Source organism: Nocardia heshunensis (assembly GCF_054782115.1).
In genome coordinates this window covers 1,133,087-1,153,364 of sequence record NZ_BAAGTC010000003.1, presented here as the reverse complement: position 1 = coordinate 1,153,364, position 20,278 = coordinate 1,133,087, and the positions used below count along the sequence as shown (strand labels likewise).

Genomic DNA, 20,278 nt, shown 5'->3' with positions numbered 1-20,278 from the left:
TCCTGGTTCAGAATGAGTCATCATCGAGCCGATAATACACAGCCCCGGCCGTGCGGGCACGGCCGGGACTGTGATCATCGATCAGTGACCGCCGGAGTTACTGCCGCTCGAGCCGCCGGCCGCCGAGCCGGAGGAGGCGGAACCCACCCCGGTCAGCAGCCCGCTCAGCCCATCCAGCGAGCTGGCCGAACCGGTCAGAATCTGCCGCGTATCGTCCACGATGTCCGCGGACCCGGTGGTGATCCCGACCGGGACCGCCGTCGGCGCCTCCGTCGTGGCAGCCGCCTTGTCGGCGATCGAATCTGCCTGTGCCGCAGTCATATCGAATGCGCCAGCGGTAAGCGGGAGTGTCAGGGCTGTCATGAGGACCGCCGCACGGGCGCGGCGGGATGTGTGTGGTTTCATGGAGTTGTCTTTCGCGAGTGGATTTCTCGTTCACCGTGGGGGAAACCGGAGGCCGGCCCGTACCGCGTGGAGGTGGGCTGGGCTGGCATCCGGGTCAGTTCTGGTCGGCGGGGATTTCCAGGTCGGTGGCGTCGTCGCTGATGGAACCGTTGCCCGAACCGGTGCCGGGCAGATCGATGCCGAAGGATCCGGTGCTCGGCGGGGTCGGGCCGGCATTGTCGATGACCGACTTGCCGTCGAAAGCCGTGGTGCCCTTGACACCCAGCAACGCCAGCGCGGTCGGGGTCACGTCGACCAGCGAGTTCTTGCTGTTGGTGGCCCCGGCCTTGAACGCCGGCCCGCGGGTGATCAGGAAATTCGCGGTCTCGTCGGCGGATTGGCCGCCGTGCCCGCCGCCCGGCTTGTGACCGTGATCGGCGGTGACCAGGATGTTCCACTTCTCGTTGGGGTGGGCCATGGCGCGTGCGTCCACCGCGGCCACGATCTTGGCGACCTCGGTGTCGACCCGCTTGACCGCGTCCAGGTACTCGGTCGACGCGCCGCCGTGCCCGTGACCGGCCTCGTCGACCTGATCGAGGTGGGTGAACAGGAAGTCCGGCGCGTCATTGGTGACCGCGGCGGCACTGGCATCCGCGGTGGCCGCGTCGAGCTTGGCCTCGGTGGGATCGTCGGCGGGAGCGGGGGTCGCGATATTGACGTCGGCGTGCTTGTCGCCGGATCCGGCGATGATGGCGATCCGGTCCCAGGACGCGATGGACTCGGTCTTCAGGTTCGCGTTGGCCGTTTCCAGTTGGGTGAACACGCTCGGGTACTTGGCGAACGGGGCCGCGGTGAAATTGTTGTCGTAGATGCCGTGCTTGGTGTCCCACACGCCGGTGAGCACGGTGGCCCAGGACGGGCCGGAAATGGTGGTGTGCGGCGCAATCGAGGTTTGCCCGAGGGTGCCTTCGCTGGCGAGTTTCAGCAGGGTGGGTGCCTTGGCTTCCTGGATCTTCTTGTACATCGTGCCGTCGAGGCCGATGACGACGACCTTGTTGACGGTCGCGTCGGCCGTCGCGGGTGCGGCGGCGCAGAGACCCGCCAGCAGTGGCAGGGCCGCAAACAGTGTGATGGACAGGGGATTCAGGATATTTCCGTTTGAGAGTTTCACGGTCTAGACCGTGCCAAGTCGCACCCGGATTGGTCCAGACCTATGAGCCAGAGTTCATCGATGGTTCACCGGCTCGGGCCGGAATCGGTGCGGCACAAGGCGATAGCGATGTGATTGCCAGAAGATCCTGGTTCCACTGTCGGGGACAGTACCGGCCGCCCGGTACCAGCGGGGAACGTGCCCAATGCCGAGGGGATGCCCGAGGTGGCTCGCGCGGGTTCCCGACGCGCTCCGGATCCGATGTCGCGCAACGCACCCGGATTCAGCAACCGCGACCGAGTGTTCACCTCGTGCTTCCTGGGCCGGGGTTGCGAGCGGATCCCAGCTGCTTCCCTCGCGATCTAGCGCAACGCTAGTAATTGCTCACTCGTCGGTGGTGGTCACCCGGGTGAGGAGATAGTCGTACGCCGCGACCACCCGCTGATCGAGTTCGTCCAGGGGAATGCCGATATCGCGCGCGACGACCTCGCGAAAGATGGAGTAACCGGCGATGGTCGCCGCCGTCAACACGTGCAGGGCCTCGGCGTCGACATCCGGAGGCAGTGCGCCATAAGCCTTGTCGCGTTGCAGCGCCGCGGTCATCTCGTCCGGTTCACTGAAAATCGACAACTGGTCGTCACCGTCGAGTGCCAGCATGGCCATGAATGCCATCCATTTGCCCGACAATGCGGCCTGCATCAGTCGTCGTCGGCGCTCGATGAACGGCACGTCCCAATGTCCCGGAAACTCGGTAGCCAGACCGGAGAGTCGATGTGCCAGCGCGGCCCGCAGCAATTCCTGCCGACTGCCGAAGAGCTGATAGATCTGACCGCGATTCACATTCGCCTCGGCCGCAACCTCGTTGAGGTTCACCCCGGCCAATACGCCATCGCGCACCAGTAACCGCTCGACCGCGTCGAACAGGTCGGATTCGGTGCGCGCGCGATCGCGCTTCTTCCGCGGCCGCGGCTGGCTCGGCTCGTCCATGACTGAAATCTTGCCGCATGCCGATGGGATTCCGGCGCTGGGTGCCGTTCTCTATCGGCGTGGTCCAGCTGGTGCGTTACCGGATATTAGCTGTGATTGTCATCATACTAGCAGAACGCTAGTAATTGCGGAATGTTGTCCCTAGCATTGCGATCGTTCCACCGTTTCATTCGATGTACGCGAAAGAGAAAGGCAGTCAATTGATTCCAGTCATCATCGACACCGGTAGTGCCGCTTTCGGCGGACTTCTGCACACGCTCGGAGCCGCCATCGGCGGTGTCGTGAACACCTTGTGGACGGGCTCTTTCGGCCGCTAGCCGCACTCGGAGGAGATTCACGATGAACGGATTCCGTACCCGCGCGCTGGTCGCCGGAGTTGCGATGGCCCTCGGATGCGTGCTCGGGTACGCGAATCCGGCGGCGGCCGACCCGGGGGCGGATAGCTCCCACCTGGTCGGTCGCCGCACCGTCGATGATCGGCACCTCGTCCTGCAGGTGTATTCCGCGGCGATGGACAAGAACATCACCGTCGAGGTGCAGCGGCCCGCCGACACCTCCGTGCCGCGCCCGGTGTTGTACCTGCTCAACGGGGCGGACGGCGGTGAGGGCGATGCCAATTGGGATGCGCGGGCACCCCAGGCGCTGGATTTCCTGGCCGGTAAGGACGTCAACGTGGTGCAGCCGATCGGCGGGATGATGAGCTACTACACCGACTGGCGGGCTCCGGATCCGGTGCTGGGGGTCAACAAGTGGAAGACCTTCCTCACCGAGGAACTGCCGCCGGTGATCGACGCCGCGCTCGGCACCGACGGGAACAACGCCATCGCAGGGCTGTCCACGTCCGGCACGTCCGTGCTGCAACTCGCGATCGCCAAGCCCGGTCTGTATCGCTCGGTCGCCGCCTACAGCGGCTGCGCGCAGATCAGCGATCCGCTCGGCTACGCCTTCGCGCGGCTGGTGGTCTCGCGCGGTGGGGGCGACAGCGACAATATGTATGGCCCGCAACATGATCCGATGTGGGCAGACAACGACCCGTACGTGCACGCCGATCAACTGCGCGGGCTCGAACTGTTCATCTCCAACGGTTCCGGCCTACCCGGCCCGCACGATACCCTCGGGAGTCCGTACGCGCTGCCCGGTGTCGACGGGCTCGCGAACCAGATCACCGTCGGCGGGGTCATCGAGGCCGCGACCGACTACTGCAGCCACAATCTGCAGACCCGGCTGAACGCCCTCGGCATTCCCGCCACCTACGACTTCACCCCCACCGGCACCCATTCCTGGGGCTATTGGCATGACGCCCTGATCAATTCGTGGCCGGTGCTGGCACGCGGTCTCGGACTCCCGCAATAGCCTGCGAAACGCCGGGCCGGGCTGCGAATGATCAATTGTGCGGCGGGCGTGTCGGAGACTGGATTCTCGACATCTGATGGAGGCGGGCATGGCGGGCCGGCGGACGACGCTCGGGGTCATCGGGGCGGTGCTGCTGTGCCTGACCTCGTGGCCGAGCCTGCCGCGCGCCGCCGCCCTCGAGCCGCACCGCGAGGAATTCACCAATCCCATCGTGGCCGCGGGCGCGGATCCCAGCCTCACCTACTACCAGGGTCGATTTCACCTGGTGCAGGGCGACACTTACAACAACGACAATGTGGTGATCCGCAGTGCGGACACCCTTGGCGGCCTGGGCGACGCGCAACCGGTCGTGGTGTGGCGGCATCCGGATTGTCCCGCGCCCGCGTGCACGAAGATCTGGGCTCCCGAATTGCAGCGCATCGGCGACCGCTGGTGGATCTACTTCGCCGCCCAGGACAGCGACGATCCCGACACACACCGGATGTACGCGCTGCGCTCGGCGGGCGACGACCCGGCCGGGCCCTACGAATTCGCCGGAAAGCTCGATCTGCCCCGCACGGTCGCCATCGACGGCGTCTACCTGGCGTATCGCTCGCAGGGCTATTTCCTCTGGTCGTGCCTGCGCCCGGACGACGAACTCGTGCAGGAGATCTGCGCGGTCCGCATGTCCGACCCCATGACGCCGACGGGCGCGGCAGTCGCCATCGCGACACCCACCGCCGCCTGGGAAACCGTTCTCAACGAGGCGAACCGGCTGATCAACGAGGCGCCCCAGCCGCTGACCGGTCCCGACGGCACGCTGTACCTGACCTTCTCGGCCGATGCCAGTTTCGACGACAGCTACCGGCTGGGACTGATGCAGCTCGCGCGCGGCGGCGACCCGATGGATCCGGCGGCATGGACGAAATCCGGGGGCCCCATCCTGCCGGGCGGGCCCGGCGCGATCGCCCCGGGCCACAACGGCTTCTTCACCGTCGACGGCCACCCCTGGATCACCTATCACGCCCGGCTCGATCCCGGCACCGGCTGGGCCGGACGCAGTATTCGCGCCCAGCCCATGAGCTTCGGCCCCGACAACCGCCCCCGCTTCGGCATGGCGGCCCGCCCCGGCGTCTCCATCACCATCGGTGCCGACCAGTCCCCGGTGCTGGCCGACCCCGTCAAATGAACCGGTTGTCGCTCAGGCGGTTTCGAGCAGTTCGATGTCGAGCTCGGCCAGCTCCTCGGCGTCGGCGCGCAGATCGATGGCGGTGACCTGGCCGTCGACGACGGTGAAGGTGAACACCACCTTCGGCTTGCCCGCGATCGCCCAGACCGCGCCGACCACGCCGTCGATGAGCGCCAGGCGGGTGGCCTTGGCCCGGCCCGCGAAGGTCGCGGCCACGCCGTCGCGGCCGGACACCAGGGCCTCCGAACCCATTCGGATCCCGGCCGGGTCCGCGCGGAAGACCGCGTCCGGGGCCAAGAGCGACAGCAGCGCCTGGAAGTCGCCGCTGCGTGAGGCGGTCAGGAAGGCGTCGACCACCAGGCGCTGGCGGGTGGAGTCGGCGGCGGGCGCGGGGGAGCCCTGCACGCGGCGGCGCGCCCGGCTGGCCAGCTGCCGGGCCGCGGCGGGCGTCTTGCCGAGGATCGGGCCGATCTCGTCGAACGGGATCGCGAACAGGTCGTGCAGCACGAAGGCCAGGCGCTCGGCGGGGGCGAGCTGATCGAGCACGACCAGCAGCGCGAGACCGATCGAATCCGCCTGCAGCGCTTCGTGTTCGGGGTCGGGTGCGTGCGCGGGCGGGGCCGGGAGATGCTGATCGTCCTCGGTGATCGGGTCCTCGCGGCGCACCTTGCGCGACTGCAGCATGTTCAGCGACACCCGTGCCACCACCGTGGTCAGCCAGGCCGCGAGATTCTCCACACTGTCGGAGTCCGTGCGCTGCAACCGCAGCCACGCCTCCTGCACGGCATCCTCGGCCTCACTGGTGGAACCCAGCAGCCGGTAGGCGACGGAACGCAACTGGGTGCGATTGGCTTCGAACTGTTCGCCCAGCCAGGCGTGATCGGTCATGATGTCGGTCCTCCCGCGATCGGTGTCGACTCTTCGACCGCGCACGGCCCGAAAGTGTGACAGCCCAGCATTACCTGAACATAGCAAGTAGCGCGGCCTACACTTGGCTGCGAACAGCGGCGATTCCCGGTGCTCGGAGGCCGGGCTCGACGCCGCGATCGAAACCGTCATGGGGGGCGGAAGACGTGGGCGACAATACTTTTCGCGACGGGCAACTCGACGATATCGATTCGACCCTGCTCGTGCGGCGGCGCGACCGAGCCTTCTGGGCCGGGCTGCTACTCACGATTACCGGTACGGCACTGCACTTCCCGATGTTCTTCGAAGCGCGGGACATGAACTATCGGCTCTCCGGCATGCGCATGGACAACGCCATGCTGGCCGGGATGGCGTTCATCCTGATCGGGCTGGCGCTCACCACCTACGGGCTGGTGCCGGTCGGGGCGCATCGGGATCGGGTGGCGCGCTTGCGGGTTCGCGCCCTCGACGACGCCTCGATCGGGCGGGTGCACATCGTGCTGCTGCTGGTCATGGCCACCGCCATCACCATCGACGTCATGAAGCCCACCACGCTGGCCTTCGTGGTGCCGGGGGTCGGGCGCGAATACGGGTTGAAATCGCCGACCCATCCCGCCGGGGATCTCCCGGTCGCGCTGCTGCCGCTGGCCGGTATCACCGGCACCGTGCTCGGCTCGTTCCTGTGGGGCTGGCTCGGTGACCGCATCGGCCGGCGCGCCGCGATCCTGCTGGCGGGCGTGGTGTTCGTGGCCACCGCCATCTGCGGTGCCATGCCGAGCTTCGAACTCAACCTGGTGATGTGCTTCATCATGGGCCTGGGCGCGGGCGGCATGCTGCCGATCGCGTTCACGCTGCTCGCCGAGACCATTCCGGCGCGTCATCGCGGCTGGCTGCTGGTGCTCATCGGCGGCGATATCGCCGGGGCCTACATCCTCACCAGCTGGCTGTCCTCGACCATCGGTGAAACCTACAGCTGGCGGATCATGTGGCTGATCGGCTTCCCGACCGGCCTGCTGCTGATCCTGCTCACCCGCTGGATACCCGAATCACCGCGCTTCCTCTTGGCTTTGGGGCGCGACCGGGAAGCCCAGGAGGTGCTGCGCCGCTATCACGCGGAGGCCGTCCCGGTCGAAGAATCGGAACTGGCGGTCGAGGCGGGCCTGCGTGGCGGCTTCGGCCGCCTGCTGCGCCCGCCCTTCACCGGCATCGGCATCGTGCTCATCCTCACCGGCCTGGGCGTCGGCCTGGTCACCTACGGCTTCCAGCTCTGGCTGCCGACCAACCTGCGCGCCCTCGGCTACACCGGCGTCACCGCCGACCGCATCCTGCGCGACTCCGCCCTCATCGGCCTCCCGCTGAATCTCGTTGTCGCCTACTGCTATCACCGCTCTGCCAAATGGACCATGGTGGCCATGTCCGCGCTGCTGGCGCTCTCCCTGTTCGGCTTCGCCGCCCTCGGCACCCACGTCACCGACCACCGCCTGGTCCTCAATGCCCTCTTGGTAGCCCCCATCTGGGGCGCGAACTCCGTCGTCGCCGTCCTGGTCGCCTACAGCGCCGAGGTCTACCCCACCCGATTCCGTTCTCGCGGCAGCGGTCTCGCCGCAGGCACCAGCAAGGCCGGTGGCGTCGTCATCATCGCCCTGGTGGTAGCCGCCGTCGCCACCCCCTCCATCTACGTCACCGCCCTCGTCGGAGCGATCCCCATGGCCCTCGCCGCCCTGGCCGCCACCTTCTACCTGGTAGAAACCCGCCGCCGCACCCTCGAGGACATCACCGCCGCCGAACTCGGCCTCGCCACTTGACGATGGCGATCGCCGGGACGATCAGCAGGATCAGCAACGCGAGGAACGCGAGCACGGGGAGGGCGAAGGCCAGGACCGTGAGGATCAAGGACAAGGTGTCCTCGGCGGTGGAGACGACCGGATTGCCCAGTCCCGCAGTTGTTCCCGTGACGACGGGGCGGGCCACCGTGCGGCCGACGTGGACGCTGCCCGCGGTGAGGGCTCCCAACACCGCAGCCGCGGCCGGAGGTAGATGCGACGACAGGCTGGTTTCGGCCGTGAAGAGGATGGCGCCCGAGGCGGGGGCCACGAGGGTGCCGATGCCGTGGAGGACGGAATCCACCGCCGGGATCTTGTCGCCGATGAGGTCGATGACGAACAGGGCGGCGATCACCAGGAGGGCGGGGACCGAGGACAGCCAGTGGTAGGAGCTACCCAGGTCGATCCAGCCGAAGCGGTCGGCCAGGCCCACCGCCAGGAGTGGCAGCCAGGCGTTGAGACCGGCTGCGCCGGAGAGTCCGAACGCACCCAGGACGGCCGCTACGGCCGAGGTGATCTCCATGGGAACAGTGTGACGCCACGGGCCGACAGCGCGGGGCTGCCGGGCCGGGCGGGCGGAGCAGGGTGTGTGCGGTCAGCGGTACTCGGGGTTCTCGAAGTCGAAGCGGCAGCCCGCGTCCCATGCCGAGCGCTGGTTGCCGTGGGCGGGGATGCCATTGGCGTCCTTGAGCATTCGGGCCAGGTGCAGCAGGTTCCAGGTCATGAAGGTGGTGTTGCGGTTGGTGAAGTCGTTGTCGGGGCCGCCGGAACCCGGATCCAGGTAGGAGGGGCCGGGGCCCGCTTCGCCGATCCAGCCCGCGTCCGCCTGCGGGGGAATGGTGTAGCCGAGATGCTGCAGGCTGTAGAGGACGTTCATGGCGCAGTGCTTGACGCCGTCCTCGTTGCCGGTGATCAGGCATCCGGCGACGCGGCCGTAATAGGCGTACTGGCCGGACTCGTTGAGCAGAGACGAGTTGCCGTAGAGGCGTTCGATCACCCGCTTGGTCACCGAACTGTTGTCGCCCAACCAGATCGGGCCCGCGATCACCAGAATGTCGGCGTCCATGACCTGACGCTGCAGCGCGGGCCAGGCGTCGGTAGCCCATCCATGTTCGGTCATGTCCGGCCAGACGCCGGTGGCGATGTCGTGGTCGACGGCGCGAAGGTGACTCACCTGGACGCCCTGCTTCTCCAGGATGTGCGCGGAGACATCGATCAGCCCCTGGGTATTGCTGACCTCGGGAGAACGCTTGAGGGTGCAGTTGATGAAGAGCGCCCGCAGATCACCGTAATTCGTCATGCCGGGCAGTGTCGCCCAGCCCGCCGGGCGTTACGGCGATGCGCCGATCCGCTTGCGTGTCAGGGTTACTGCGCACGCCGGCGGCGGGCCGCCTCGCCGGACGGATGGACTCTGAGCGGAGTCGTGGGGAACTGATCGGTCGGTGGGTCGATCGGCATGGGTGGGTGCGGAGCGGGAGCACGGGGAGCGGGAACAACCGGGGCGGGCGGGGGTGTCCGATGCCGCTTGCGCGCATTCCACCAGTGCCGCAATTGCTCCCAGCGAGTGGCGCGGGCGGGCCAGAACTCCTCGACGCTGGCATTGAACTCCGCGCCGAGAATGATCGAGAAACCCAGGAAGAAGGTGAACAGCAGGAACGCGATCGGGGTGGCGAGCGCGCCGTAGGAGATGCCGTTGCGGGTCACCCAGGCCAGGTAGCGCCGCAGCCCCTCGCTGGCCGCCATGAAGAAGACACCCGCGACCAACGCCCCACCGAAGAGTCGATGCCACGGCAGGGTCCGATGCAGGGCCGTCTTGTAGAGGAATGTCAGCCCGACGATCAACAGCAGACCAGTGCCCGGGTAGTAGAACGCGTCGATCAACCGCAACCCCGGCTCCCGCCACGCATGCGGCAGCACCCGCCCGACGAGCGTCGGCCCGAGCGCGATCAACGGCAGGATCAGCACGGCGATCACCAGAAACGCCACATACAGCAGCAACGCGAAGATCCGCTGCCAGATCGGATGCCGCGCGGTCGCCTGCCCGTGTGCCGCGGTGATGGCGTCCACGAACGTGGCCATGGCCGAGGACCCCGCCCACAGCGACAGCACGAACCCCACCGAGATGATCCCGCCGTGCCCGCGCTGCAGCACATCGTTCACGGTCGGCTGGACCAGCGTGTCGACCACATTGGGGCTGAACGCCTTCCGCGCGAAGCTCAGGATCTTGGCCTGAACGATGTTCACGGTGTTCGGCCCGAACCAGTGACCCACGTAACCGAGACTGCCCAGCAGACCCAGCAACAGCGGGGCGAGCGAGAGCGTCTGCCAGAACGCGGCCGCCGCCGATTTGGCGAAAATGGAGTCGTCCCACGCCTTCGCACCGACGTGTACGACGAGCTGCCGGACCCGGCCCCAGCGTGTGGCGGCGAGCACGACGGGCGTTCCCTGGACGGGCGCGTCGGCGTGTTGCTGAGATTCGTCGTGCGCGTTCATCGTGGCTCAAGCATCGCCTACCAGCGGTTCGAATGGGACCAGTCGCGCAATGTGTCGTGGCGCACTCGAAGGGGCTGTGTCGGATTGGAAAGCTGTCGGTTGCACTGGCTACTCTCTACCGAGTGACTTCGGGTGGTGGCGGTTCTCTACGTGCATGGCAGCGCAGGGCTCTAACCAAGTATCTGACTGCCAAGCCACGCGACTTCCTTGCGGTCGCGACGCCAGGCGCCGGCAAGACGACGTTCGCCCTGCGAGTGGCTGCCGAGTTGTTGAACGACCGCACGGTCGATCAGGTGACGGTGGTCGCTCCCACCGAGCACCTCAAGCACCAGTGGGCGGCCTCGGCCGCGCGCACCGGGATTCAGCTGGACTCGAACTTCTCCAACTCGACCGGCTCCACATCCTCGGATTATCACGGGGTTGTGGTCACCTACGCGCAGATCGCCTCGCACCCGTTCAAGCACCGGGTGCGCACCGAGAACCGCAAGACGCTGGTGATCATGGACGAGATCCATCACGCCGGTGACGCCAAGAGCTGGGGTGAAGCGGTCGAGGAGGCCTTCGGCGACGCCACCCGCCGCCTGCACCTGACCGGAACCCCGTTCCGCAGCGACGACTCCAAGATCCCGTTCATCACCTACGAGGCCGACGAGTCCGGTTTCGAGAAGTCGCGCGCCGACCACACCTACGGCTACTCCGAGGCGCTCGCCGATGGCGTCGTCCGCCCGGTGGTCTTCCTCGCCTACTCCGGTGAGGCGCACTGGCGTGACAGCGCGGGCGAGGAATACTCCGCCCGCCTCGGCGAGCCCCTCAATGCCGAACAGACCGCGCGTGCCTGGCGCACCGCCCTCGACCCGGCCGGTGACTGGATGTCGAAGGTGCTCACCGCCGCCGACACCCGCCTGCGCCAGCTGCGCGCCACCGGCATGCCCGACGCGGGTGGCCTGGTGATCGCCACCGACCAGGACAAGGCACGCGACTACGCCGAACTGCTGGAACACATCTCGGGCAGCAAGCCGACCATCGTGCTGTCCGACGATCCGGACTCCTCCTCCCGCATCGGCGAGTTCAGCGAGAACACCAATCCGTGGATGGTCGCGGTGCGCATGGTGTCCGAGGGCGTCGACGTTCCGCGTCTGGCCGTCGGCGTCTATGCCACCAGCGCCTCGACCCCGCTCTACTTTGCGCAGGCCATCGGCCGATTCGTGCGTGCCCGCAAGGCCGGTGAGACCGCCAGCGTGTTCGTGCCCTCGGTGCCGGTGCTGCTGGATCTGGCCGCCCAGCTGGAACTGCAGCGCGACCACGTCATCGGCAAACCGCACCGCGAGGCGAACGCGCTCGAGGACGAACTGCTCATCGACGCCAACAAGCAGAAGGACGAACCGGGCGAGGAGGAGAAGAAGTTCGTCGCCCTGGCCGCCGACGCCGAACTCGACCAGGTCATCTACGACGGTGACTCCTTCGGCACGGCCACCTTCTCCGGCAGCGACGAAGAGGCCGACTACCTGGGCATCCCGGGTCTGCTCGACGCCGACCAGATGCGCGCCCTGCTGCGCGAACGCCAGTCCCGCCAGCTGGCGGAACGCAGCGCCGCCGCCGCGGCCCCGGCCGGTCCCAGCGTGGAGGCCGCCGCCGAACGCGCCGCCACCTCCGATCGCCTCGGTGAACTGCGCCGCGAACTCAACAGCCTGGTAGCCATGCACCACCACCGCACCGGCAAACCCCACGGTGTCATCCACGGCGACCTGCGCCGCGAATGCGGCGGCCCCCCAACCGCACTCGCGACCGCGGATCAGCTCACCGAACGAATCGCCGCCCTGCGCCGCGTCTGACCAACTCGCGCCCACTCCGCCTGCCACCGATCCGGCGCGGAGCGCAGGGCTGCCTTCAGGCGATCTGTAGCTCGATCTCGACAGGGTCGCCGACCCCCAATCCCTCGGCGACCCGCACGGCCTTCTTCACTGGCAATACGAAGGTGCCGCGCTTGCTGTCGGGAAAGATCGAGGTGGCCCAGCGGGTCGCGCCCACCGCGACCTTGACCTTGATCGACCCGAATCCGGCTGCGCTATGGCCGAATTGCTCGTCGATATCGTCGGCGACCGACTCCGGCAGGCTCACGAAGAACCACGACGCCTGAGCCTCCCACTCCCAGAGCTCGGCGGTGAACGAGTACACGGAGTTCGCCATGCCGCTGACCGTAGCGCCGGCAACCGACAGCATCGGCAGCGGCAGCGGCTGTGGCGGGTCAGCGGGTGCGGGGTGGGTCAGCGGGTGAAATAGCGTGCCGGGGAGACTCCGACCTCGCGGTGGAAGGCGGCCACGTACGCGCTGGGCGTGGCGTAGCCGACGCGGCCCGCGATCCGGGCGACCGGTAGCCCGGACGCCAGCAAGGGCAGGGAGGCCGCCAGGCGGAGCTGGGTTCGCCACTGGCCGAAGGTGATTCCGGTTTCGGAGAGGAAGCTGCGGGCCAGGGTGCGCGGGCTGGTGGCGACCGCGGCTGCCAATTCGGCCAGGGTTCGGGGGTCAGCGGGATCGGCGCGCAGGATCTGCGCGACCCGGCGGGCGCGTGACTCCTCGGGAGTCGGCGCACCGATCGGCACGACCTCCACCGGGTCGAGCAGGTCGAAGACCACTGCCTCGGCGCGTTCCCGCTGTTCGCGAGTGGTGGCGTCGGCCGTGAGATGCAGGAACAGCTCGTGCATGAGCCTGCCTACTCGCAGCATGGTCGGTTCGGGATAGGTCACCGGCGAGCGGTCGGGCATCAGGTAGATGCCGTGCATGATCGCGCCCTCGAGCGTGCCGGTGCGATGCCCCGTATCGCCCGGAATCCAGAGGGCCCGGGTGGGTGGCAGCACCCAGTGCCCGCCCGCGGTCTCCACGGTGATCACTCCCCGTGCAGCCCAGGCGATCTGATGCTGCGGATGCTCGTGCACGTCGAACCAGTGCCCGGCGGGCAGCGTGCCCACTCCGAACACCATGGCCGTCGGTCCGGCCGGAGCCGCGAGGACCCCTGCTCGCGTCCGCGGCGAGGTCATGACGATCGAAGTCTGACCGTTTGGCGACACAATCTGACACCGTAGTCTCTCGCGGCCAGGGCGGCAGCTGCATAGCGTTTCCACCATGGCAATGAACTACTTCCACCAGCTGTGCTGCCGCTCGAGCATGTGGGAGCGCACCAGCGCCACCCGCATCGTCCCGTGGGCGTTGAACGATCTCGACCTCGGCGCTCGAGCCCTCGAGGTCGGTCCCGGTTACGGCGCGAATGTCGCCACCCTGCGGGCCCGCGTCCCCGACCTCACCGGTCTCGAGATCGATCCGGCGCTCGCCGCTCGCCTCCGCGAGCGCCGCTCTGATCAGCTGCGTGTGCTCGAGGGCGACGGCACCGCGATGCCGTTGCCCGACAAGGAATTCAGCGCGGTCGTCTGCTTCACCATGCTGCACCACGTCCCGTCGCCCGCCCGCCAGGACGACCTCTTCGCCGAGGCGTTCCGGGTCCTGACCCCCGGCGGCGTCTTCGCGGGCAGCGACGGCCTCGACCGCGTCGCCTTCCGCCTCATGCACCTCGGAGACACCTGCGTACCCGTCCCGCCCGCCACCCTCTCCGCCCGCCTCGCGCACTCCGGTTTCACCGATATCGAGATCGAAACCGCCGCAACCATGTTCCGCTTCCGCGCCCGCCGACCTCAGCCGAAGTAGGTCGCCGCCTCCAGCACCTCGAGGGGTGTCCAGCGGGGGATCGAGACCGGGGTGTCGTCGTCGATATCCGGCGGGGTGCTGCGGTAGCCCTGGAGATCGAGTGCGAGCCAGGGGTTCTCGTCGATCATGCGGACCGCGGCGTAGCAGGTGGCGAGCATGTGCAGGCAGCGGGGGTTGCGGGCTCGGCAGGAGCAGTCGGTGGCGGCGAGGATGGGGGTCACCGAGATGCCCGCGTCGACGACGGCGGCGTGCAGGTCGTCGCTCAGGACCAGGGTGTCGGCGGGGACGATCGCGGCGAGAGCCTCGATGGTGGTGCGGGGCAACGGGGTCAGTTCCAGGTGGGTGATCGAGGCTTCGGTGCCGCGGTGGATGTGGGCGCGCACGATGGTGCCCTCGAGTTCGATGCGGACCCCGTTGTTGCGGGCGATGCTGCGGGCGCGGGGGAGCAGCGGTTCGGGTTTGGTGAGGCGCAGGGGTTCGGCCAGGCGGACCCAGTCGCGGCCCCAGGCGGTGTAGCCGAATTCGTTGTCGGGCACGTCAGTTCCCTCGCTTCCGGCGCAGCAGTTCCATGAGTCGTTCGTCGTCCATGCGGGCGAGCTCGGCGATGCCGGTCGCGTCGGTGAGGTCGGTGAGCGCGGATTTGCGGTCGTGCATCCCGGCGATGTGTTCCTCGATGGTGGTGCCCGAGGTCAGCGTGGTGACGGTGACGGTGCGAGTCTGCCCGATGCGGTGCGCGCGATCGGACGCCTGTGCCTCCACCGCCGGGTTCCACCAGCGGTCGAAGTGGATGACGTCGGCGGCGCGGGTCAGCGTCAGGCCGGTGCCCGCGGCGCGCAGGCTGAGCACCAATATCGGTGGGCCGTCGGCGGATTGGAAGTCGGCGACGATGGCCCCGCGCTGTTCCTGGTCGAGTCCGCCGTGGAAGAACGGCACCGTCACCCCGAATGCCTCGGCGCAATGCCGTACCAGCAGCTCACCGGTCTGCCGGTACTGGGTGAACACCAGCGTGGGAGCCTGCGATTCGAGGTTCCCGGCCAGAATGTCGGCGCAGACGTCGAATTTGCCGGACCGCCCGGCCAATTCGCCCAGCTCCCCGGTGATCAGCCCCGGGTGATTGCACACCTGCTTGAGCTCGGTCAGCACCGCGAGCACCCGGCCGTGCCGCTGCACGCCGCTGCCGAACCCGGCGCTCTCGGCCCGATCCAGCAACTGGTCGTAGAGCTGCTCCTGCTCGGCGGTCAGATCGCACACCAGATCGCAGTGGATCTTGGGCGGCAGCGACGCGGCCACCTGAGACTTGCGCCGCCCCAGCACGATCGGCTCGATAGCGTCGCGCAACCGCAGCGCCGCCGGGGCCGAGCCCTCGGTGATGGGCCGCACGAACCGCCGCCGGAACTGCGCCTTGTGCGTGAATTCCGCTGGCACGATGAGGTTCAGCAGCGCCCACAGCTCGTCGAGATGGTTCTCCACCGGCGTACCGGTCAACGCGATCCGCGCGTCGGCGGTGATCGCCCGCGCCGCCCGCGCCACCTGGGTGCGCGGATTCTTGAGCACCTGCGCCTCGTCGAAAACCACACTGGCCCACTGCCGCCCGGCCAACGCCTCGCCGTGCCCGCGCAGCGTCGGATAGCCCGTCACCACGATGGTGCCCGCCTCGGCCTCCGGCGTCTCACCGCCGCGCCACGCCACCGCCCGTAGTCCGGGCGCGAAGCGTTCGATCTCGTGCGCCCAGTTGCCCACCAGCGAGGTCGGACACACCACGAGTTGCGGTCCGTCCCCGGCCTTCCCGAGCAGATACCCGATGGCCTGCACGGTCTTGCCCAACCCCATCTCGTCGGCCAGCACCGCGCCGCCGTGCGCGTCGGTGGTCTCGCGCAGCCAGGTGATGCCGCGCGCCTGATACGGCCGCAGCTCGGCCTTCAGCCCGGAGCGCAGCTCGGCCTGCAACGCGACGGTGTCCCGCAGCGCCCGCAATGCACGGCCCGCCGACACGACGGCGGTCCCGGCGGCATTCGGAACGGCGTGCGCGACCGTCGGTAGGTGTCGCGCCTCGACGTCGGTCTCGAGTGCCTGTCGTAGGAGATGTATCGATTCCCCGGGATTTTCGATAGCAAGAGTGCATAACCGTTCCGGTTCCACCAGAGCGCATTCCACGTCCGTGACGCCGATTCCGTCCCGGTCCGGAATGGCCAGGGCGAGGGTCTCCACCTCGCCAACGTTCTTCGGCGCGCGTCCGGGCAGGTGGCCTTGCCACGTCCAGAGCGCGATCATATGTCGATCCTGCAGGTAGGTAGCTTGCGAGGTCTGCGGCACTCATCCGTTGTACCCGGCCGATCTCACCGTGCGTACATGACGATCATCGCGTTGCACAAGGTGTGATCGACGTGTCTCGAGCCACTTCGCCAGGTCGCCAACGGTGCTGAACCCGGATCGCGAACGGTGCTGCACCGCATCGCGACCGCCCCGTACACAGCAGCAGCGGGCGACCATCTGGTCGCCCGCTGCCGGGTTTTCTGTTGGGAAGATTCAGTTGTCGAGCGGGCTCCTCGAAGGGGTGCGACTTCGGAATCGAAGTCCCTCCGAGTTGGAGGAGCTGTTAAAGCGCCGGTGCCGACTCCGTGTCGATCACGGCCTCGAGCGCACGGAGACGGTCCATGTGCTCGTTGGCGTGATGCTGGCAGAAGAGCAACTCTCCACCTGCGGGAAGCGTTGCGCGCACGCGCGCAGCTGCCCCGCAGCGGTCGCAACGGTCGACCGCGGTCAGTGGGGTGCTTGTCAGGGTTCCTGGCATGACTCCTCCGTCCTGGCTCCTGGTGCTTGCACACCATTCGCCTGGTGTGGGGGTTCGCGGACCTTACCGCGAACCTCGCTACCGCTACTTCCCAGCAGTGGCTGATGACTACTCTGTCAGACGTTCGGCGGGCAGGCTTTGTTCCCGTTGAGTTTCCCGTGTGTTTTCAGTAACACGACCTGGGATTTCGCTGAAAGCGAACAGGTCCTGGGAATCGGTCGCGGGGGAGTGGTCACCTGCCGTTCGGATGCACTGATCGAGTTGTCTACCGGGAGACTACCCGCGGCCACCGACACTCACACTCCGATTGGTTCTTGTGGCCGGAGCGCCAGCAAACCGTAATCAAGGCGGGTGGATCCGGAACCCGGCTCCGACCGGCGTGACCTCGTCACACCGGCCCGTCGGTATACGGGAGGGGGGTAGGGCGGTGCGGTGGTTGTTCGCGGAGCGCGAACAACCACCGGGGCGCAATTGCGGTGTGCGCGCTCAGAACCAGGATTCGTCGAGCTCCAGGGTGGTGCGGTCACCGGAGTCGAGCAGGTCGAATTGCGATGTGGTGCGCGGCAGTTCCCAGCGGAAGAAATAGCGCGCGGCCAGCCGCTTGCCCTGCAAGAACGCCGAGCGGTCGCGATGCTGGGCGTCCTCGGCGGGCAGTGTGTGCGCGGTCACAGCCTGCTCGAGCCAGATCCAGGCCAGCACCACGTGACCGAACGCCTCCAGATACACGGCCGAATTGGCCAGGGCCGCCCCGGGATCGCCGTCGCGCCACAGACCCGCGGTGGTCGCCGTCAGGCGCGTGGTGGCCGCCTCGAGGGCCGCGGCGAACCCCGCGAGTTCGGTGTCGCCGGTGGCGCGGGCCGCGGCGATGGCGGCCGTCATGGTCTCGAGCAGCACGGCCAGGGCCGCGCCGTTGTCAAGGGTGACCTGCCGCCCCAGCAGATCCAGGCTCTGAATGCCGTGGGTGCCTTCGTGAATCGGGTTGAGGCGGTTGTCGCGATAGTGCTGTTCCACGTCGTAGTCGCGGGTGTACCCGGCCCCACCGTGGATCTGGATGGCCAGATCGTTGGCGGTCAGGCACCACTGGCTCGGCCAGGACTTGGCGATCGGGGTGAGAATGCGCAGCAGGGTGGCGGCCCGATCGCGCTCGGCTTCGGTTGCCGCGGTGCGGTGTTCGTCGACGAGCTTGCCGCAGTACAGCGCCAGCGCCAAAGCCCCTTCAGCATAGGACTTCTGGGCCAGCAGCATGCGCCGCACATCCGGGTGCTCGATGATCGGCACCTGCGCGCCGCCGCGCGCCGAGACCGAGCGGCCCTGCGGACGGCTGCGCGCGTACTCCAGAGACTTGAGGTAGCCGGTGTAGCCCAGCGCGGTGGCGGCCAGGCCGACGCTGATCCGCGCCTCGTTCATCATCGTGAACATCTGCGCCAGACCGTGATTCGGTTCGCCGACCAGATACCCGATCGCGCCCGCCTCCCCGCCCGGGGTGAAGTTGCCGTCGCCGAACACGGGCGCGGTATTGACCGTGCCGCGCCAGCCCATCTTGTGATTGATGCCCGAGAGCGCCACATCGTTGTGCACGGTCGCCTTGCCCTCGGCGTCGGGCAGGAACTTGGGCACGACGAACAGCGAGATGCCGCGGGTGCCCTCCGGCGCGCCCGGGATGCGGGCCAGCACCAGATGGATGATGTTGTCCGACAGTTCGTGATCACCACCGGAGATCCACATCTTGTGCCCGAACAGCCGGTACGCACCGTCCGCTGCGGGCACGGCCCGGGTGGTGATATCGGCCAGGCTGGACCCGGCCTGCGGCTCGGACAGCGCCATGGTGCCGAAATTGCGGCCCTCCAGCATGGGCCGCACGTAGGTGTCGATCTGCTCCGGGCTGCCGTGCGCGGCAAGCAGATTGGCATTGCCGGTGGTGAGCATGACGTAGGCCGCGGTGCCGACATTGGCGGCATGGAACCACGACATGCAGGCGGTGTAGACCGCATGCGGCAGCTGCATGCCGCCGATCTCGTAATCCATTGCCGCGCCGATCATCCCGGACTCGGCGAACGCCTTCAGCGCCTTGCCGACCGCGGGGAGGATGGTGACCCGTTCCCCGTCGAAGGTGGGCTCGTGCAGATCGTTCTCGCGATTGTGCGGCGCGAAGTACGTGGTCGCCAGATCCTGGCACAGCTGCAGGACCTGATCGAAGGTCTCGCGCGAGTGATCGGCGAAGCGCTCGCGCCCGGTCAGCGCCGTCACGTCCAGCCAGTCGTAGAGCAGGAACTCGAGATCACGGGCGGACATGATGACGGACGAATTCATGCTTCCTCGCAGGTTCGGCTACACGGGTCGTACCTGCCGGTCTACCAGATCCGCTCTGTCCGGTTTCGGTCAGCGGGTGCGGACGGGGGCGCGGCCGCGATGCAGGCGGCCGAAGTGACCCGGTGATTGCCCCTTCCAGGTGCGGAACGCCGAGGCGAAGGCCGACACGCTGGCGTAGCCGAGCCGGTCGGCGGCCTGCTCGACGGTCAGCCCGGCGATGAGCAGTTCCTCGGCGAGCATGCCGACGGTCTCGAGGCTGAGCTCGCGGAAGGTGGTGCCCTCCTCGGCGAGGCGGCGGCGCAGGGTGCGCACGCTCACGTCCAGGTCGGCCGCGATGCGGGCCTGATCGGCGGAGCCGCCGTGGCGGATGAGCAGCTGACGCACCCGGCCGCTGAGACCCGACCGGCTGTGGCGGGATTCCATCAGGTCGGCGCACTGCTGCTCATAAAACCGGGCGGTCGACAAATTTGCTTGGGGTAGCGGCATTTCCAGCGTGCTGGTCTGAAATGCCATGCGCGACTGTGGAACCGAGAACAGCACCTCCTCGACCCCGAACACCGCCCCGAACATCTCGTAGATGGGGTGCGCGTCCACGTAGAGCTGCACGTGCACGGCGGGTACCCGGGTGGGGATGAGATCCTGCTGAATGGTGGCGATGGCCGCGAGATCGCGTTCCAGAGCGAAGCGCCGGATCTCCGGCGGCAGCATGCTGTCGTCGCGCAGGACCCACACCTCGGAGCCGTGATCCTCGCTGTGATGCCGGGCGGCGGTGAAGGACAGATCCGCGTAGCGCAGCGCAATGTCCATGGCGTGGCGCAGGTTTGAGCTGCTCATCAGCGCGAAGCCCAGCACGCCGAGGGTCGGCGGGTGGCACAGCAGACCGGCCAGCAATCCCATGCCGGGCTCGTCGTCCACCGCCTCGACCACATTGCGCATGACCGAGAACTCTTGGCCCATGGTGATTTCGGCGGACGGGTCGTGCAGATTGCCCTCCCTGATGCCGGTGTCGCGCAGCACCTCCGGCAGTGGGATGCCCCGGCCCACCGCGAAATCGGCCAGCAGCGCGGTGCTGGTGATGGAACGCAGTGGTGCCAACTCTTCCGTCACTCAGGAAGTCTCGCAAACTTTGGGCTTCCCCATGCCCGTTACCGGCCGGTAAGTTGCCTGGTGCGGCCGATATTCGCCGATTCCTGGCCCATTGAGAGCTGGTCGGCCGA

20 protein-coding genes are annotated in these 20,278 nt (G+C 67.8%); 6 read left to right on the top strand and 14 right to left on the bottom strand.

The genetic code is table 11. The features are described from left to right. Positions 1 to 81: 81 nt before the first annotated feature. The 3 genes from ACYVN4_RS12310 to ACYVN4_RS12300 all read right to left on the bottom strand — a co-directional run bounded on the left by ACYVN4_RS12310 (position 82) and on the right by ACYVN4_RS12300 (position 2,521). On the bottom strand, positions 82 to 321 hold the full coding sequence (locus ACYVN4_RS12310; protein WP_460720372.1) for a hypothetical protein: 240 nt from the start codon (positions 319 to 321) through the stop codon (positions 82 to 84). A 178-nt stretch (positions 322 to 499) separates the two neighbouring features. Further along, on the bottom strand, positions 500 to 1,555 hold the full coding sequence (locus tag ACYVN4_RS12305) for an alkaline phosphatase family protein (protein ID WP_460720370.1): 1,056 nt from the start codon (positions 1,553 to 1,555) through the stop codon (positions 500 to 502). Between the two features lie 363 nt (positions 1,556 to 1,918). Then, entirely contained in the window at positions 1,919 to 2,521 is a 603-nt protein-coding gene (locus ACYVN4_RS12300; protein ID WP_460720368.1) for a TetR/AcrR family transcriptional regulator, read from the bottom strand. 173 nt (positions 2,522 to 2,694) lie between these two features. Between ACYVN4_RS12300 and ACYVN4_RS12295 the strand changes: the two genes are divergently transcribed. From ACYVN4_RS12295 to ACYVN4_RS12285, 3 genes are all read left to right on the top strand, one after another. Continuing rightward, positions 2,695 to 2,838 carry a hypothetical protein gene (locus ACYVN4_RS12295; RefSeq protein ID WP_460720366.1) on the top strand — a complete coding sequence of 48 codons (144 nt, stop codon included), beginning with the start codon at positions 2,695 to 2,697 and terminating at the stop codon, positions 2,836 to 2,838. A gap of 22 nt (positions 2,839 to 2,860) precedes the next feature. Beyond that, positions 2,861 to 3,874, top strand: coding sequence for an alpha/beta hydrolase (locus ACYVN4_RS12290; protein ID WP_460720364.1), 1,014 nt, complete (start codon positions 2,861 to 2,863; stop codon positions 3,872 to 3,874). Positions 3,875 to 3,962: 88 nt separating this feature from the next. Next, positions 3,963 to 5,042, top strand: coding sequence for a glycoside hydrolase family 43 protein (locus ACYVN4_RS12285; protein WP_460720362.1), 1,080 nt, complete (start codon positions 3,963 to 3,965; stop codon positions 5,040 to 5,042). A gap of 12 nt (positions 5,043 to 5,054) precedes the next feature. Here ACYVN4_RS12285 and ACYVN4_RS12280 read toward each other — a convergent pair whose 3' ends face one another. Then, on the bottom strand, positions 5,055 to 5,930 hold the full coding sequence (locus tag ACYVN4_RS12280; RefSeq protein WP_460720360.1) for a sigma-70 family RNA polymerase sigma factor: 876 nt from the start codon (positions 5,928 to 5,930) through the stop codon (positions 5,055 to 5,057). 185 nt (positions 5,931 to 6,115) lie between these two features. Between ACYVN4_RS12280 and ACYVN4_RS12275 the strand changes: the two genes are divergently transcribed. Beyond that, a complete protein-coding gene (locus ACYVN4_RS12275) occupies positions 6,116 to 7,753 on the top strand; it encodes an MFS transporter (protein WP_460720358.1) in 1,638 nt (545 codons plus the stop codon). On the opposite strand, the gene ACYVN4_RS12270 is transcribed toward ACYVN4_RS12275, so the two are convergent. From ACYVN4_RS12270 to ACYVN4_RS12260, 3 genes are all read right to left on the bottom strand, one after another. After that, the gene (locus tag ACYVN4_RS12270; RefSeq protein WP_460720356.1) at positions 7,722 to 8,294 is read right to left on the bottom strand and encodes a DUF4126 domain-containing protein; all 573 of its coding nucleotides are present in this window, start codon (positions 8,292 to 8,294) and stop codon (positions 7,722 to 7,724) included. The two genes, ACYVN4_RS12275 and ACYVN4_RS12270, sit on opposite strands and share 32 nt — an antisense overlap. Before the next feature lie 72 nt (positions 8,295 to 8,366). Further along, on the bottom strand, positions 8,367 to 9,071 hold the full coding sequence (locus tag ACYVN4_RS12265; RefSeq protein ID WP_460720354.1) for a flavodoxin family protein: 705 nt from the start codon (positions 9,069 to 9,071) through the stop codon (positions 8,367 to 8,369). Positions 9,072 to 9,136: 65 nt separating this feature from the next. Then, positions 9,137 to 10,264 carry a YihY/virulence factor BrkB family protein gene (locus tag ACYVN4_RS12260; protein WP_460720352.1) on the bottom strand — a complete coding sequence of 376 codons (1,128 nt, stop codon included), beginning with the start codon at positions 10,262 to 10,264 and terminating at the stop codon, positions 9,137 to 9,139. Positions 10,265 to 10,386: 122 nt separating this feature from the next. Here ACYVN4_RS12260 and ACYVN4_RS12255 point away from each other — a divergent pair, with 122 nt between their 5' ends. Further along, positions 10,387 to 12,096 (top strand): DEAD/DEAH box helicase, encoded by a 1,710-nt coding sequence (locus ACYVN4_RS12255; protein WP_460720350.1) that lies wholly within the window; start codon positions 10,387 to 10,389, stop codon positions 12,094 to 12,096. A 55-nt stretch (positions 12,097 to 12,151) separates the two neighbouring features. Here the strand turns inward: ACYVN4_RS12255 and ACYVN4_RS12250 are convergent, their stop codons facing one another. Both ACYVN4_RS12250 and ACYVN4_RS12245 read right to left on the bottom strand, forming a co-directional pair. Then, positions 12,152 to 12,451 carry a DUF1905 domain-containing protein gene (locus tag ACYVN4_RS12250; RefSeq protein ID WP_460720348.1) on the bottom strand — a complete coding sequence of 100 codons (300 nt, stop codon included), beginning with the start codon at positions 12,449 to 12,451 and terminating at the stop codon, positions 12,152 to 12,154. Positions 12,452 to 12,528: 77 nt separating this feature from the next. Further along, positions 12,529 to 13,299 carry an AraC family ligand binding domain-containing protein gene (locus ACYVN4_RS12245; RefSeq protein WP_460720346.1) on the bottom strand — a complete coding sequence of 257 codons (771 nt, stop codon included), beginning with the start codon at positions 13,297 to 13,299 and terminating at the stop codon, positions 12,529 to 12,531. Between the two features lie 85 nt (positions 13,300 to 13,384). On the opposite strand from ACYVN4_RS12245, the gene ACYVN4_RS12240 reads away from it, so the two are divergent. Continuing rightward, positions 13,385 to 13,960 carry a class I SAM-dependent methyltransferase gene (locus tag ACYVN4_RS12240; RefSeq protein WP_460720344.1) on the top strand — a complete coding sequence of 192 codons (576 nt, stop codon included), beginning with the start codon at positions 13,385 to 13,387 and terminating at the stop codon, positions 13,958 to 13,960. Here ACYVN4_RS12240 and ACYVN4_RS12235 read toward each other — a convergent pair. The 5 genes from ACYVN4_RS12235 to ACYVN4_RS12215 all read right to left on the bottom strand — a co-directional run bounded on the left by ACYVN4_RS12235 (position 13,948) and on the right by ACYVN4_RS12215 (position 20,168). After that, complete coding sequence (locus ACYVN4_RS12235) at positions 13,948 to 14,496, bottom strand: hypothetical protein (RefSeq protein WP_460720342.1); 549 nt, start codon at positions 14,494 to 14,496, stop codon at positions 13,948 to 13,950. The genes ACYVN4_RS12240 and ACYVN4_RS12235 overlap by 13 nt on opposite strands. Before the next feature lies 1 nt (position 14,497). Next, positions 14,498 to 16,231 carry a DEAD/DEAH box helicase gene (locus ACYVN4_RS12230; protein WP_460720340.1) on the bottom strand — a complete coding sequence of 578 codons (1,734 nt, stop codon included), beginning with the start codon at positions 16,229 to 16,231 and terminating at the stop codon, positions 14,498 to 14,500. A gap of 325 nt (positions 16,232 to 16,556) precedes the next feature. Next, entirely contained in the window at positions 16,557 to 16,751 is a 195-nt protein-coding gene (locus ACYVN4_RS12225; protein ID WP_040809921.1) for a DUF7455 domain-containing protein, read from the bottom strand. Between the two features lie 486 nt (positions 16,752 to 17,237). Beyond that, on the bottom strand, positions 17,238 to 19,061 hold the full coding sequence (locus ACYVN4_RS12220; RefSeq protein ID WP_460720337.1) for an acyl-CoA dehydrogenase: 1,824 nt from the start codon (positions 19,059 to 19,061) through the stop codon (positions 17,238 to 17,240). A gap of 69 nt (positions 19,062 to 19,130) precedes the next feature. Beyond that, positions 19,131 to 20,168 (bottom strand): AraC family transcriptional regulator, encoded by a 1,038-nt coding sequence (locus ACYVN4_RS12215; RefSeq protein WP_460720335.1) that lies wholly within the window; start codon positions 20,166 to 20,168, stop codon positions 19,131 to 19,133. Positions 20,169 to 20,278: the final 110 nt, after the last annotated feature.